14 protein-coding genes are annotated in these 15,600 nt (G+C 40.1%); all 14 read left to right on the forward strand.

Annotation, left to right across the window (positions count from 1 at the left end):
- Window positions 1-2: 2 nt before the first annotated feature.
- The 14 genes from BMX84_RS05085 to BMX84_RS05150 all read left to right on the forward strand — a co-directional run bounded on the left by BMX84_RS05085 (window position 3) and on the right by BMX84_RS05150 (window position 15,258).
- The gene (locus BMX84_RS05085) at window positions 3-1,595 is read left to right on the forward strand and encodes a putative bifunctional diguanylate cyclase/phosphodiesterase (protein WP_091487769.1); all 1,593 of its coding nucleotides are present in this window, start codon (window positions 3-5) and stop codon (window positions 1,593-1,595) included.
- A 170-nt stretch (window positions 1,596-1,765) separates the two neighbouring features.
- Window positions 1,766-3,478, forward strand: a complete 1,713-nt coding sequence (locus BMX84_RS05090; protein ID WP_091487770.1) for a sensor domain-containing diguanylate cyclase — start codon at window positions 1,766-1,768, stop codon at window positions 3,476-3,478.
- 3 nt (window positions 3,479-3,481) lie between these two features.
- Window positions 3,482-3,895 carry a type IV pilus modification PilV family protein gene (locus tag BMX84_RS05095; RefSeq protein ID WP_091487772.1) on the forward strand — a complete coding sequence of 138 codons (414 nt, stop codon included), beginning with the start codon at window positions 3,482-3,484 and terminating at the stop codon, window positions 3,893-3,895.
- Window positions 3,849-4,331: a PilW family protein gene (locus BMX84_RS05100; RefSeq protein ID WP_091487773.1), complete on the forward strand. Its 483-nt coding sequence runs from the start codon at window positions 3,849-3,851 to the stop codon at window positions 4,329-4,331. The genes BMX84_RS05095 and BMX84_RS05100 overlap by 47 nt, the downstream gene beginning before the upstream one ends.
- A gap of 5 nt (window positions 4,332-4,336) precedes the next feature.
- Complete coding sequence (locus tag BMX84_RS05105; RefSeq protein ID WP_091487775.1) at window positions 4,337-5,869, forward strand: pilus assembly PilX N-terminal domain-containing protein; 1,533 nt, start codon at window positions 4,337-4,339, stop codon at window positions 5,867-5,869.
- Window positions 5,870-5,884: 15 nt separating this feature from the next.
- Window positions 5,885-7,510 (forward strand): GspE/PulE family protein, encoded by a 1,626-nt coding sequence (locus tag BMX84_RS05110; RefSeq protein ID WP_091487777.1) that lies wholly within the window; start codon window positions 5,885-5,887, stop codon window positions 7,508-7,510.
- Window positions 7,511-7,522: 12 nt separating this feature from the next.
- Entirely contained in the window at window positions 7,523-8,560 is a 1,038-nt protein-coding gene (locus tag BMX84_RS05115; RefSeq protein WP_091487778.1) for a type IV pilus twitching motility protein PilT, read from the forward strand.
- A gap of 25 nt (window positions 8,561-8,585) precedes the next feature.
- The gene (locus BMX84_RS05120) at window positions 8,586-9,788 is read left to right on the forward strand and encodes a type II secretion system F family protein (RefSeq protein ID WP_091487780.1); all 1,203 of its coding nucleotides are present in this window, start codon (window positions 8,586-8,588) and stop codon (window positions 9,786-9,788) included.
- 239 nt (window positions 9,789-10,027) lie between these two features.
- The gene (locus BMX84_RS05125; RefSeq protein WP_091487782.1) at window positions 10,028-10,396 is read left to right on the forward strand and encodes a competence type IV pilus major pilin ComGC; all 369 of its coding nucleotides are present in this window, start codon (window positions 10,028-10,030) and stop codon (window positions 10,394-10,396) included.
- A 72-nt stretch (window positions 10,397-10,468) separates the two neighbouring features.
- A complete protein-coding gene (locus tag BMX84_RS05130; RefSeq protein WP_091487783.1) occupies window positions 10,469-11,224 on the forward strand; it encodes a prepilin peptidase in 756 nt (251 codons plus the stop codon).
- 35 nt (window positions 11,225-11,259) lie between these two features.
- Complete coding sequence (gene pilM, locus BMX84_RS05135) at window positions 11,260-12,312, forward strand: type IV pilus biogenesis protein PilM (RefSeq protein WP_091487785.1); 1,053 nt, start codon at window positions 11,260-11,262, stop codon at window positions 12,310-12,312.
- Window positions 12,305-12,847, forward strand: a complete 543-nt coding sequence (locus BMX84_RS05140) for a hypothetical protein (RefSeq protein ID WP_091487787.1) — start codon at window positions 12,305-12,307, stop codon at window positions 12,845-12,847. The genes pilM and BMX84_RS05140 overlap by 8 nt, the downstream gene beginning before the upstream one ends.
- A complete protein-coding gene (locus tag BMX84_RS05145) occupies window positions 12,844-13,392 on the forward strand; it encodes a hypothetical protein (protein ID WP_091487788.1) in 549 nt (182 codons plus the stop codon). Before BMX84_RS05140 ends, BMX84_RS05145 begins: the two co-directional genes overlap by 4 nt.
- Window positions 13,393-13,866: 474 nt before the next feature.
- The gene (locus BMX84_RS05150; RefSeq protein WP_091487790.1) at window positions 13,867-15,258 is read left to right on the forward strand and encodes an MATE family efflux transporter; all 1,392 of its coding nucleotides are present in this window, start codon (window positions 13,867-13,869) and stop codon (window positions 15,256-15,258) included.
- The last annotated feature ends 342 nt before the right edge of the window (window positions 15,259-15,600 follow it).

Below are 15,600 nucleotides of genomic sequence, written 5' to 3' on the forward strand. Positions count from 1 at the left end.
ATATGATAAATCGCATACCATCATTACTAATAGGAACCTTACCGACTTTTTCAGAAAGTCCTTTATTAAAGTTTGTGGGTTTCAGTTTATATCTACTCTTTCTTTATCTGGTCAGTAAAAAGATTCGTCCTTCATCTCATAAATTTTCTATCGTTGAAGATTCATTCAGTAATCGCAAGAATGAGTATACTGCAGGTGACGGGAAAAAGAACTGGCTCCAGAAACTGTTTAATAAATTCAATATTTTAAGCAAGCAGGAACGTGCTTTAATTGAAGATGTCGAACAGCACAAAAAGGAACTGCATCAGGTCACTTATTTTGATATGCTGACTCAGTTACCGAATCGGACTAAGCTCCATGATGATTTTAAAAAGAAAACCATGCAATATTCTAAAGAAGAAGTCACGATGGAAATGTCTATCTTTGTTTTGGATATCGATCGGTTTAGAACGATCAATGAATTATATGGTCGAGATGCGGGCGACAAAGTCTTGATCAAAGTTACGCAGCGGCTTAGGAATCTTCTTGGCGAATCATCGCTCATTGCCCGTGAAAGCGAAGATGAGATTTTTATTTTGATCGAAAATATTGATGATAAAAAGACGACAGAGACGGCGAGAGATATTGTCGACTTGTTCTCTAAACCGTTTAAAATCAATGACTACACGTTTTATGTGACTGCCAGCATAGGTATCAGTCGCTATCCAGAAACGGCTCAGGATATCAACGCCCTGCTGCAGCAGGCTGAGATCGCAATGTATAAAGTCAAGCGGACCGGGAAAAATAACTATCATGTTTTCATGATCGATGATGCAGCAGCTATCGAGAGAAAACGTCGTATCGAGTTTGGCTTAAAAGAAGCCTTGCTACATAATGAGTTGTACTTACTTTATCAGCCTAAGGTGAAAATAATCACTGGAGAAATTTATGGCGTGGAAGCTTTGCTCCGCTGGGAACATTCTATCCTAGGGCTGGTTTCTCCGGTCGAATTCATTCCTATTGCAGAAGAATCTGGGATGATCAATGAGATAGGTTATTGGGTCATACATGAAGCTGTCAGGCAAACAAAAGAATGGCATAGAGAAGGGAAATACCTCAGTGTCGCAGTCAATGTTTCTGCGCTGCAGTTTGAAGATCCGTATTTTGTCAAGCGTGTACAGAATGTACTGGAATTGTACGAGATGGAAGAACGCTACTTGGTCGTGGAAATCACTGAAAGTGTCATGCAGAACGTGGATTATGCCAATAAAATCATCAAAGAGCTGCACGATATTGGAGTAAGTGTCGCGATCGATGATTTCGGAACAGGCTATTCATCCTTAAGTGTACTGAATAATATGTTTATCGATACAGTTAAAATCGACAAGTCATTCATCGATCATGTCGTGACCAGAAAAAATACAGCATCATTGGTAAAAACGATCATTCAAATGAGTAAAAGCATGAATTTTAATACAGTCGCAGAAGGCATCGAGAGCATTGAACAATCGCTGTTCCTGAAAGAAAACAATTGTGAATTTGGTCAAGGCTATTACTTCAGTAAGCCTATCAGACCAGAAGAAGTTGTTAAGCTGATGACTAGTAAAAAACCGTGAAGTTAGTATCTTCACGGTTTTTTATCCACCTGGAATATGTGAAAGCGCTGTTATTTGTGAAAGAATATTTATCTATTTCTAATTCAAAGCGATTGACTATTGGAGTGAATAAATATAAACTTATAATGTTATCTTCATCGTAGTCTAATAAAAAATAATGAGGTATTGAAATGGTCAATGAAAGTAAACGTTTAGCAATCTGGTTTTTCTTTATTCCCGTGGCAGTAGCTGTTTTTGACACCGCTTATTACATACAATTTAATGTAACATCATTTTTGACTGCCGATTATGCCTTGTTCCTTATACTGGCTGTATTGATCGGTCTTTTTCCAATAAAAACAGACGATTCGATTCTGTTCTTAGTCAATGGCATATCACTTCCTGTTCTTGTGATATTTGGCTTAGTACCTGAAATGATCGTTTCTTCTATTGCAATTATTTTTTTAATGATACGCTCTGATATCAAGCTGGATCAGCATTATCGATACCCACTTAATCTACTGATGTTTTATTTTTTATCGATCATTTCTGCAGGTTTTTATTATTTGACGATCCTGTTGTTCGACTCAGTAGCTAATGTCATAGTGGCCATTCTAGCACTAACTGTATATATGTTTGCTCATTTATTCTTTAATCAGCTGGCCATGTATATTATCGAAAAATATTTTTATGAAAACTCAGAGGCTAAAGTATTTGATGAAAACCTGATCTTTTCCTTTTACAGTACATTATACGTTATCCCTTTATCTTTCATTTTGATCTACCTTTATGAGATGACTGGAACCATGGGAATAATCATTGGTGCCTTTCCTTTTATAACTGTGACGATTGGATCCAATTTCTACTATAAAAGCAAGGTCCATAATAAATATCTGAAGAAGATGAATCAGTTTTCACAAGAGCTGAATGCAAAGAAAAACCGGGAAAGTGTCATAGATATGTTCATCCATGCATTAGTCCAGATTTTTCCATCCGATGCGTTAAGTTATTTTACTGTTGAAAATGATTATTTGATCAGAAGAGAAAAAATGATATTAGGAACAAGGGACATTATTGATACAGATGACCTTTTTCACCTGTCCGAGCAATCCATACTTAAAAGAGCGATGACGAGTGATACCATGCTGGCTCACGGGTATGCTAAAGACTGGAAGATTTACTGCACGAATGATTTGTCATATCACGCTGAAAGTGCCTTGGTCATGCCGATCAAAGTGATGGATAGAACTCAGGGTATCATTTTGATGACGCACAACACACGCTCAATGTATGACGACATGTTGGTGTCTCTGGTAGAAGTTTTTCATAAATATTTTTCGATAGCATTGGATAACGCTTATCATTACGAACAGCTGGAAGAAACGGCTGAAAAAGACTTTCTAACGGAACTGCCTAACTTAAAAGGTTTGTCTAAACATCTTCAAGAGATCAAAGAAGGAAAAACGATTGTTCAGATGTCCTTGATCGTTTTGGACCTTGACCATTTCAAAATAGTGAATGATACACACGGTCATCAGTCCGGAAATGAGATTTTGACAAGCCTTGCCAAGCGATTGAGAGACAACTTAAATGAAACGATTTATGTCGCAAGGTTTGGTGGAGAAGAGTTTATCATTCTTCTTCCAAATTACAGTCAGGAAGCAGCCTTTGCGATCGCTGAAGAGATCCGTCAATTGATAGCAGCTACACCATTTGAGATCTCTGACTCCATGCAGTCGAACCAGAAAGAGGAAATATCAGTGACTGCAAGCCTAGGATTAGCTACATGTAAGGATGATTGGATCGATATTGAAGAACTGATCCACCTGGCTGATCGTGCAATGTATATCGGTTCAAAACAAAAAGGGAGAAACAGAGTAACCGTAGCTCAAAAAGGGAGTTAAACTATGGATAGAAAAGGGATCTTAGAAAAATTGAAAAAAGATGAGAATGGTGTTACGCTAGTAGAATTGCTGGCCGGCATTGCAATTCTGTCTATAGTTGTCACTGCGTTTCTTGCCTTTTTCATCCAGGCTGCGAATACGAATAAACAGACAAACGAAATGAATGAAGCAACCTTTATTGCGCAGGAAGTTTTGGAAGAAATAACGTATTACTCTAATAACGAAATCGATGTTATATCAGCTGAAGAATCAATGAATGAAAGTATTGCAGAACTTGAGTCATCTACTGGATATGAAATAATTTTCGAGTTCAGTGAAACAGAGAATTCTTTATATAAAGTTGTTGTAACAGTTAAAGGAGGTAAGGACCGTGCGAAAATGGAGACACGCTTGCCTTTCGAAAAAGCTAGTGAATAGTAGTGTGAACTGGAAGAGCGATAAGGGTATCACTTTAGTTGAACTCCTTGCATCCCTGGTTATTCTTTCGGTCGTCATCTTGCTTGCCGGGTCTGTTCACTTGTTCGGTCAGCGTCAGTTCATCAGTCAAACAGAATCTGCGAGTCAGGCCAATGACATGAGTTATGCACTGTCTGTCATGTCACGAGATTTGAGGAAAGAAGAAGGCGGGATTGTGGTGGTAACTGAGGATGGAAAAAAAATCACAACAGGCAGTGGATTGACTTTCAGTTTTTCTGACAATAAGATATCGAAAAACGGATCGGTGCTTGTTGATTCAGTCAGTTCGATGAATGCTCAAATAAATAGCGAAGAGAGTATTGAGATTATTCTTGAGAGTAATTTGCCGCAATCACAAACGAAGACTTATAAGACAACCATCTACTTCAGGAGGTAAAAATCATGTCATTCAAACGATTGAGATTACATATCAGAAATGAAGAAGGCAGTGGGTTGGTTTTAGCTTTAATGACGCTGCTCGTATTGTCTGTTTTAGGGGCTTCTTTAGGCGCGGTAACAGTTGGCAGTTTCAAACTAGGTGATGTCAATCGTGATGACACGTCTGCCTATTATATAGCCGAAGCTGGGGCTAATATGGCGTATGAAGAGATGAAAGCTGGGGTTTTGGAAGCTTATTCTAAGTATGACGATGCGAAAGGACTTTTCTATCAGGAAATCGAAGATAACAATAATGGTCTTATAAAGTCTATAGAAGAAAATACATATGAGTTTGAAGATCAGTTTGGGGATACACCGACTGTTTCCATAAATTTTTCCGATCCAGAGGGCTCTAACCCCAGAAAATATACTATAATTTCTACAGGCGTAGTGGCTGGTAAAACAAGAACTGTAGAGAAACAAATAGAAGTTAGCTGGTTTAAGAAAAAATCTAGTCAAGATATATATATTCCAGACAACGCTTCTATATTATCAAGAAGTGGGACCGAGGTGAAAAATAATGGAGTTTCTATAATTGGTGATATACATATCGATGCATTAGGCCCTCCAGGATTTAAAGCTACTAAAGAATTTGATTTTAATGATACTGTCTACTTTCATCCAGAATTAAATGGGAACTATAACAAAGTCACTCAAGGTGGTATAGCAAAAAAAACAGAAAATTTAAAAACTAGGGATAAACCTTTGCCTTGGTCTGATTATGTATCTACGGTAGAAAACGTTGATTTTCCAGACTATTCTACTTATCCATATTTATCGGATGCTGTAATAAATCAAGATTCTAGCCAACATAAGGTTATCGACAATGGAGATATTCTAATTACAGACTATAGAGCTGATAACTACCTTCTGAACCTAGAAGGGGATTATCGTGTTAATACTTTATCCATTAATTCCAATAGAACTTTAAATATCAATACGAATAATTCCACTGTCAATTTAGTAGTAAATAGCTTAAACATTCCACAAGGGAATATAAACATTATAGGTAATGGACATCTGAATTTATTTGTAATGAATTCATTTACTTTCAATGGAAGCAGTAAAATTAATAATAGCGGTAGAAAGGAACAATTTAATCTATATTATGCCGGTGAAGATAATATTAAATTGAGTGGCAATCAATATATTAATGGTGGCGTTTATATTAAAAAATCTGGCATAACTTTAACTGGATCAGGAAATGTTAGTGGTATGATCGTTTCTAATGGTGATGAAATAGAAATTAGAGGAGGATCTATCAATGATGTCTTCCTGTTTGCACCTAAAGCGACCATATCTTTAAAAGAAGGTGGCAAAGTTAGAGGTGTAGTTGTGGCAAATCAAATTTATTTAGATGGTGGGACTAAAATCGAATTCAGTGAGATAAGTGCCGATCAACTTATTTTTGAATCTTCAACGCCCTCTTCTGGAGGAACCGGTAATGTTGATATAAGCCAGTTAATTAAAACCGCCCCAGCTTTAGAAGTAAACTAGAAAGGATGATCTACATTGCCGGAACGTAAACGAAAAAAATTGGGCGATTTCCTTAAAGATGCTGGTCTGGTCACAGAAACGCAGATCGTTGAGGCTTTGGAACAAAAAAAGAACAATCAAAAACTAGGTGTAGCTTTGGTAGACCAGGGGTATATTACTGAGAAACAGCTTCTGAATGTTCTTGAGATCCAGCTGAAACTGGAAAGCGTCTCTTTGTATCAGTACCCTATAGACGAAACACTTATTGACTTAATATCTAAAGATTTTGCCCGTTCCAATTTACTTATGCCTATTAAAAGAGAAAATAATCGATTAGTTGTAGCAATGCATGATCCACTGGATTTTTATGCTATCGAAGAGCTTGAACTGTCTACAGGTTACAATTTGCAGCCAATGATCGCGACGAAAGACGATATTTTACAGACCATCAACCGTTTATATGATGCAGAAGAAGTGAATATTGAAGACGTTGAGGGGGAAGATGCCCCTGCTGTACGTATATTCGATCAGCTGCTTGAAACGGGTGTTGCCATGCATGCGTCGGATATCCATCTGGATTCCAAGGAAAACACGGTGTCTGTACGCTATCGTGTGGATGGGGTTTTGAGAAGTGACCGGACGTTGCCGAAATCATTGATGAATTCTCTGGTAGCCCGTATTAAAATCATGGCAGGCCTAAATATCACTGAATCAAGGTTGCCTCAGGATGGTCGAATCAGTACGACAGTCATTGATAAAAAAGTCAATCTACGTGTTTCGACCTTACCAACAGTATTCGGAGAAAAAGTGGTTATCCGTATCCTTGACATGTCTAATGTCTTTAACAAAGTTTCTGATATAGGTCTTCAGGAAGATACTTTGCAGGACTATGAGGAGCTGATCAAGCAGCCATCTGGACTTATACTCTTAACGGGGCCTACAGGGTCAGGGAAGTCCTCTACCTTATATGGATCCATTAATGAATTGAACAGTCCGGAAAGTAATATCATTACGGTGGAAGATCCTGTGGAATATCAGTTGGACGGAATCAATCAAGTCCAGGTGAACGCGCCGATCGGGCTGACGTTTGCTAAAGGGCTGAGATCCATTTTGCGTCAGGACCCGAATATCATCATGGTGGGGGAGATACGTGATACGGAAACGGCAGAAATCAGTATCCGTGCTTCGCTAACAGGACACCTTGTGTTTAGCACGCTACATACGAACAGTGCAATCGAAGCGATTCCTAGACTATTCGATATGGGCGTTGAACCTTACCTCGTTGTTTCTTCACTGAGTGGTGTTATGGCTCAAAGGTTAGTTAAAACGGTCTGTAAAGACTGTGCTCAAACACGTCAAGCCAGTCCTATTGAAAAAGAGGTCTTTGAAAAGCGAAACATGTCGATCGATGAGGTGACTTCAGGTGCCGGATGTGATGCCTGTCGTCATACAGGCTACCGTGGACGAATGGCTATTCACGAGCTCATCGTTATTACGGATGAAGTGAAAGAGCTGATGATGAATAATGCATCGATGCAGGAGATCAAAAAACATATAAAAGCAAAAGGCGTTCGTTTCCTTATCGATGACGGGCTGGAAAAAGTCAAGCAAGGAAAGACGACAATCGATGAAGTTCTTCGTGTGGCTTCACTTGACGAGTAAAGGAGAGGTGCTATGGAACGATTAGATGAACTACTTAAAGGCGGTCACTATAAAGGGGCATCAGATATCCATATTGTTGCAGGTTCTCCGCCTATTTACAGAATAAATGGTCAGCTCTTGCCTCAAAAAAAAATGGACCGGATCCTGCCTGAGGATACCTCGGAAATGGCGAAAGCTGTCTTGACGGATGAATTGTGGAAGACATTGGATATAAAGCGGGAAGTGGATTTATCTTATGGTATTACTGGTGTTTCACGTTTCCGTGTCAATATATTTTATCAGCGGAGTGCCATTTCACTTGCTTTCCGAGTGATACCTAGAGAGATCCCGACGATCGATGAACTGGGACTGCCACGGATTCTGGAAAAAGTTGTACAGAATCCTCACGGTTTGTTTCTGGTAACGGGACCAACAGGCAGCGGGAAAAGCACGTCACTGGCATCTATGATCGATTACATGAACCGTCACATGAATAAACATATCATTACTCTTGAAGATCCAATAGAGTATCTGCATTCTCATAATCAGTCGATCATCGAACAGAGAGAAGTCGGTTTTGATACTTTATCTTTTAAAGATGGATTGAGAGCTAGTTTGAGACAGGATCCGGATGTCATTTTAGTCGGAGAGTTACGTGATCTGGATACGATTCAGACTGCAATCACAGCAGCCGAGACCGGCCACTTGGTTTTGGGAACTTTGCATACTCAAGATACAACGGGTACGATCGACCGCATGATCGATGTCTTTCCTGTTCATCAGCGTAGTCAAACGAGGACTATGCTGGCTAACGTTTTGATTGGCGTCATGTCACAGCGACTTTTCCCAACGATTGATGAAGAAAGTGGACGAGTGGCAGCAACTGAATTACTTATCAATAACTCAGCTATTAAAAATCATATCCGTAGCGAAAAAATGCATCAGATACCAAATGTTCTGCAGACTGCCAGAGATCAAGGGATGCATACCATGGAAATGAGTATCAAAAATCTTATTGCAGAAAAACGAATACGCGCTTCTGAACTTTGGCCGTATTCATCACAACGCTAGTGATAAATGAGAAAGGAGGAGTCTTGTGGCTACTTATGCATATAAGGCAAAAACGATCGACGGTAAAGTCATTAAAGGTAGACTGGACAGTTCCAACAAAAAAGAAGCAGTCAGCGAATTATCTCAAATGAATCTGATTGTGTACGAAGTCGAACCGCTCAACGATATTTTGAATAAGGATATCGTCATTGGTCGCCAATTGAAACAGAAAGATTTTGTGATTTTCCTGCGTCAGTTCGCCACGCTGATGGAAGCAGGGATTCTATTGGTCGATTCGGTCGAGCTGCTGGCTGAACAATCAGAAAGTAAAGCGCTGCAGGAAGCCCTGGAAGAAATTTCTGTTGATCTGAAAGAAGGTATCACATTGTCAGAAGCGATGAAAAACTATCCGAAGCTTTTTCCTGAATTACTCATACAGATGATCAAGTCTGGAGAAGTCAGTGGTCAGCTGGAAGAAGTGCTGGAACGTATGGCTACATATTACGAAAAGCAGCACCGGATTAAACAGAAAGTTTCAACAGCTCTGACTTATCCTATCGTCGTTGGAACGTTCGCGGTCATCATCACTGTTTTCCTGTTACTGTTTATTGTTCCTATTTTCGGAGATCTGTTTGCTTCTTTTGGAAGTGAACTGCCACTGATCACCCAGATTGTTTTAAGTTTGAGTCAGTTTATCCAGCAGTTTTGGTGGCTTTTTGCAGTTATAATGCTTAGTTTAGGCCTGGCCTTTCTGCAGCTCAAAAAAATAGAAGACGTTGCCTACTATATAGACATGCTGTCCCTCAAGATCCCAGTAATCGGGACCTTTATCCAGAAAGCTGTCTTAGCACGAATGACTCAAACACTCAGCTCATTGATCAACAGTTCTGTACCTATTCTTCAAGCTGTGGAAGTAACTAGCCAAGTGGTTGGGAACAGAGTTGTTAAAGAGGTCTTGCTGGATTCTCGGTCTTCATTAGAACGAGGCGAGTCTTTAGCTAAACCCATGGCAGAGCATTGGGTATTTCCACCGCTCATCATTCAAATGATTCGCGTGGGAGAACAGAGTGGGGCATTGGACGACATGTTAAAAAAAGTTGCAGATATTTATGATCAGGAAGTAAATGAAGCTTCAGACAAATTGCAGTCACTGATCGAACCCGTATTAATTATCTTTTTAGCGTTTATTGTAGGAATCATTGTGTTATCGATTGTTGTTCCAATGTTCAGTCTTTTTGAGGCGATTTAATAATTTGTTCACATATATCAGTTGTAAATCGTTGTAATTATGCAAAAAGTGTTCTATAATTATTCTTGTGCATAACTTCTTTAGTTGCAAGGATCAGACCGTATTTTTAATTAGTTATGCATAAAAAAATGTAAGACTATTCACTCGAATTAGTATCAATTAATCAATCTTATGCTATTCATACATAATGATGTATTGATGCCTGATAGAGTGGAAAAAACTATTAGGAGGAAACAAAGATGAGAAACAAAATCAAACAGTTAATGAACAAAGAAGAAGGATTCACACTTGTCGAGTTACTAGCGGTTATTGTTATATTGGGAATTATTTTGGCGATTGCTATACCATCAGTCGGGGGAATTATTGATAGAGCACAAGATGACGCTGATGAAGCAACTCAAGAACTAATTGAAGATTCGGCTCGTATTTATTTTACACAAAGAATTGATGAGACATCAGTGAATGATACTGTAACAGTAAGCACACTTGTCGAAGAGGGATATGTTGATCTGAGAGATGGCTCAGCCCCCACCGGTTATGTAACATATACAGAAGATGGTAATGGTAATGGTATATACACATACTCGAGTGGCACTCCATCATCGTAATATAAGAATAATATCACTTTACTAAAAAGACCCCACGTCGGGGTCTTTCTTACTACATAGGAGATTTCCGATATGCAATACTTCATACTACTTATTTTTTTCTTATACGGACTCGTGTTCGGCTCTTTTTTCAATGTCGTGGGGCTACGGGTGCCTACTCAGAGTCTGTTTACTCAAAAACGGTCGTACTGTGATACCTGTGAGCGGACACTGACATGGAGAGAGCTTGTTCCGGTCTGGTCGTTTGCTGTGCAAAAAGGGCGATGCAGAGGCTGCAGCGAGTCGATTTCGCCCCTTTATCCAGTAATGGAACTGACAACGGGATTGTTATTTGCTTTTACGTATTATCTGACGGGGTTCAATTCTGAGCTTGTCTTAGGTCTGTTGCTTATTGCGCTCATTATTCCTGTTACTGTTTCTGATATTGTCTATAGACGTATTCCTAATCGCCTACTTCTGTTCTTCAGTCCTTTTTTCATCCTTTACCGACTCATTTCTCCACTGGATCCTTTCTGGAATTCTTTGGCTGGAGCCGGTGGAGCTTTTCTATTGGTCTTTTTGATCATTTTGATTTCCAAAGGCGGCATGGGTATAGGTGATCTAAAGTATTATACGTTGTTTGGATTCGTGTTTGGTTTGGGACACTTCTTACTGCTCTTTTTCTTATCTACATTATACGGTGCGTTAGCGGGTGGTATCATGATGAAAGTCAAGAAACTGGGACGAAAGACAAAAATACCATTTGGACCTTATATCGGATTGGCCGCATTAACGGTCTTTTATTTTGGTGACATTCTGATCCAGTGGTACTTAAATCTGTTTAGTTAATCATTTCAATCGTTCAATTATCGGAGGAGACCGTTATGTTATTCAGTTCAAAGCCCTTATTATATCTACAACTATTGGATCGCAGCCTGAGATATCTAGCACTGGATCCAAAAGATCATTCTGTTATAGATCAAAACGAAATCGTTTTTGAAACAACGATCGTTCAGGACGGGAAAATCACCAATGTTCCTTTGCTCGAAACGCGACTGGATGCTCTAGTCAAAGAAAAGAAGTGGAAAAATGCTAAAACACATATTCTTCTTTTAAATGACTTTGTTACTGTGAGAGAAGAAACCGTTCCTGTTCAGCTGGCGCCTTCAGAAGTAAAAGATTATTTATCTTTACATATCAACCAGTCTATTCGTCTGCCTTTTGATAATCCAACGTTCGATTTTGAGATCATCGAAAAAAGTGAGGGCGAGCAGAAAGTTGTGATTATTGCCTATCCCGGTGAATATGTGCGGCAGTACCAGGATATCCTGCAGAATGTTTCTTTAAAACCTGTTGTGGCGGATATTGCGGCTTTATGTTTCCATAGACTTGCTGACAGACAAGGATTGATCGATCAGCATCCTGAGAGTCATTCACTCATTCTGGAATGGAATGCTTATGATCATTCTATTATGGTCTTTAATCAGGATATTCCAAAATTTAATCGTCATTCGAGGTCTTCTCGTATAGAAGAGAACTGGAAGTTGGATAAAAACGGCAAATGGACGTGGCAGAATTCTCAGACAGAACTGGATGAGATGCTGGAAGACCAGCTGAACGGACTGGAACGTTTTTTAGATTTTTATCGTTACTCTGTACTGAATGATGAAGGAAGTGTCACGGATATTATATTGACCGGACATTATCCTGATTTATTGGACCTGAAAAGCCGACTTTCTGAACGATTTGCGGCAGCGGTACACCTGTTGGATATACCTGATAGTCTAGGGCAGCGTTTTGGTGCATTGCATGGTCTATCCCTAAAAGATAACAAGTCCAAAACAAAAAAACCATTAAAAATAAAATCCAAATTTAAGAACAAAGAAAAAGAAATTTCAGAAGTTAAAGTAAGTGGGGAGGAAGAAGTGTATGATTGATATCAACTTCTTTGAAAAAAAACAAGTCAATATACTTCCATATATTTTGGGTGGAGTATTCTTCCTTCTATTAGTCCTTATGGGCACATATTTTTATATGACGCACTCGTATTATACGGGTGTTCAAGAAGATAGTAATCAGTGGATACAGGCTAATGGTCAAGATGTGGCTTTATCCAGACGTATCGAAAGTGTGGACCGGCTGGCTGATCAGTCTGCCGGCGTACAGGAATTACTGACTGATTCTCAGTATCCAATGGGGTTTGTCACCGACGATATTGCCTCCGTTATTCCTAATGAAACGGAGCAAGTGTCAGCCTTGCAGTTAACTGAAGCGAATCAGATCGTATTGTTACTGGAAAATACAACTGTAGAGGAAGCCTCTTCAATCATTACAAATTTTGAGACACTTGACTACATTGAGCGTGTTCAATTGCTGCGACTGGAGAATCAGCAGAATGAGAGCAATCAGTTTTCATTTGAAATGACACTTGATTTAAATGAAGATGTCCTACGTGAGGTGGCTGGAAAATGACGATAAAATGGAATAGAGAAATTTTTCTTGTCACGTTAACACTTTTCGCCGTTCTGTTTGCCACCTTCTATTATGGGAATCAGTATTTTATTGAACCCGTTAAAGGAGAAGCGGATAATTTGAGCATGCTGGTCAACCAGCAGGAAACCGTTCTTTCAGATTATCCTCCCAGCGAAAGCCTGCTTGAGGAAGTTGAAACGGGTTATACGCTTACCGAATCATATCTACCGCTAAACGATGACTCGGATTCTGCAATGGTCGCCCTAGAGGAACATGCTGATCGAGATAATGTTACGGTGATGTCAGTCTCACGAATAAACGAACGTCAGTCGGTCGAAGATATTTCAGATTCATTTGTGAAAAACACGTATCAGGCAGAAATCACAAGTAAATCTCCGGGGAATTTCCGGCAGCTTATTGAACAGCTGATGAATGAACAACGTGTATGGAATATTACTTCTTTTGCTTATGAAAAAGATGGAGAGGATACTTATTCCGGAACATTCACTTTTGAATTGTTTTATCATATGGAACCGACCGAGTAATTAAATCTTTCAAGCAGCTGATCCTCTAAAAACGGAATCAGCTGTTTTTTGCGGTTTACGGGACAAGTTTGTCTGGAAAAGACATCCACTTATCCCGCAAGCCGCTATTCGGTACAAGTAGGGCTGATTTTGAGCCACACTTGTTTCAAATACAGCCTATTCAGTACAAGTGGCAGAAAATGGTCTAGGGACTTGTTCCGAAAAAAGCTCTATTAAGTTGTGCATACTCGCTTGAGGGCGAGTATGACCGTTAGTGATGAAAGATTAACCAAATATGACACTTTCTCACTTTTTACCTATAGCATTTCCTAAAGAAGTCAGGTATCATGGATAGGAGTTTAGCTGGACTAATATATCAGTCTAAACACATAAAAATATAAGAATGTAAGGCATTCTGTCCGACAGGAAGGTAAGACTTCCTGCCTTGATGTTTGGATGGAGTGGAGTCATTACTTAGAGATAAGGAAGTTGTAAATGAAACAGAATAAAATGGGAACCATGCCCGTCAATAAGCTTTTGATCAGTATGTCGCTGCCGATGATGCTGTCCATGATCGTACAGTCGCTTTATAATATCGTCGATAGTATTTTCGTGGCCCAGCTGAGTGAGAATGCCCTGACCGCCGTGACGCTTGCGTTTCCGATCCAGAATCTGATGATTGCGATCCAGGTGGGGACGGGTGTCGGTATGAACGCGATCCTCTCAAGAAAGCTGGGAGAGAACAAGTTTGAAGAGGCAAACAGTGCCGCCAGCAATGGTGTCTTTTTGTCCATCATCCATTATCTGTTCATCCTGGTCCTTGGGCTGACGATCGTGCCGTTCTTTTTCAGAAGTCAGACAAGTAATCCGGAAATATTAGCGCAGGGGGAATCATATCTGAGAATCATTATGATTTTCTCGCTGGGCCTCTTTTTGCAGGTCATTTTTGAGAAGCTCCTGCAGGGGACCGGTAAATCGGTGTATTCAATGTGGATCCAGGGGTCAGGCGCCATCATCAATATTATTTTAGACCCGCTGTTTATTTTCGGCTGGTTCGGTTTTCCGGCTCTGGGAGTCACAGGGGCGGCAGTTGCGACGGTCCTTGGTCAGTCGGTCGCGGCACTTATCGGTGTTCTTTTGAACTACTACAAGAACGATGAAATTAAGCTTCAGTATCGAAGTTTCCGACCGCATCTGGACACCATCAAGCGTATTTATATGGTGGGTGTGCCGTCATCTATTATGATCGCGATCACATCAGTCACGATCTTCTCACTGAACAAGATTCTGATGAAATTCTCACCAACCGCCATTGCGGTTTACGGGGTGTACTTCCGCCTGCAGAGTTTCGCCTTTATGCCGGTATTCGGTCTGAACAATGGGATGATCCCGATCGTGGCCTTCAACTTTGGTGCCCGCAACAAGGAACGTATCAAAGAAGCGATCCGTCTGGGCATCCTGTATGCGATGGCGATCATGCTTTTGAGCCTGGCCTTGTTCCAGTTCTTCCCGGTCACGCTTCTTAACATGTTCAATGCGTCGCCGGAGATGCTTGAAATCGGAATACCAGCCATGCGCATCATCAGTTTGAGTTTCCTGTTCGCCGGGTTCAGCATCATTGTGAGTACGGTGTTTCAGGCGTTCGGTCGGGGCATGTTCGGTCTTTATGTATCGATCACCCGTCAGCTGGTCGTTCTGATCCCGCTGGCCTATCTGTTCTCTTTGACAGGAAGAGTGGAGGCCATCTGGTGGTCCTATCCAGTATCTGAACTGGCGTCAGCGCTCTTATGTGTCTATTTCCTGCGGGTCATCTATCAAACCTATATCGATCCGCTGCCGGATGAACCCCTGCTTACTCAGCAAGAGGAACAAACTGTCAACGGATAAACTAAAAATAAACTAAAAAAGTAGTGTGAGAAAGGTAACTAAAATTTCTCACACGACTTTTTTATTGTTTTGAGTGATATGGTTAAAATTTAACTTCATTAAATGTTGTTTCCATAGGTTTATTTTTCAATGCTGTTGCTTTCTGGCCGCTGCCGGAAAGTTTCCTATCATGAACGTTAAAGGAAGTAATGCTCGTCAATCTGCAGTGTCTTTAGTAACTGAGTAGGAATAATCATTTTTCGTTTGGCTAACTCGGTGTCCGTTCTTGCTGGAGCAGGTCATAGTTCTAGGGAATAGTGACTTCCCAAAATAATTAAAGTTTGAGCGGGCTGTAAATAAGCA

This window comes from Alkalibacterium putridalgicola, from assembly GCF_900109825.1.
Lineage (GTDB): Bacteria > Bacillota > Bacilli > Lactobacillales > Carnobacteriaceae_A > Alkalibacterium > Alkalibacterium putridalgicola.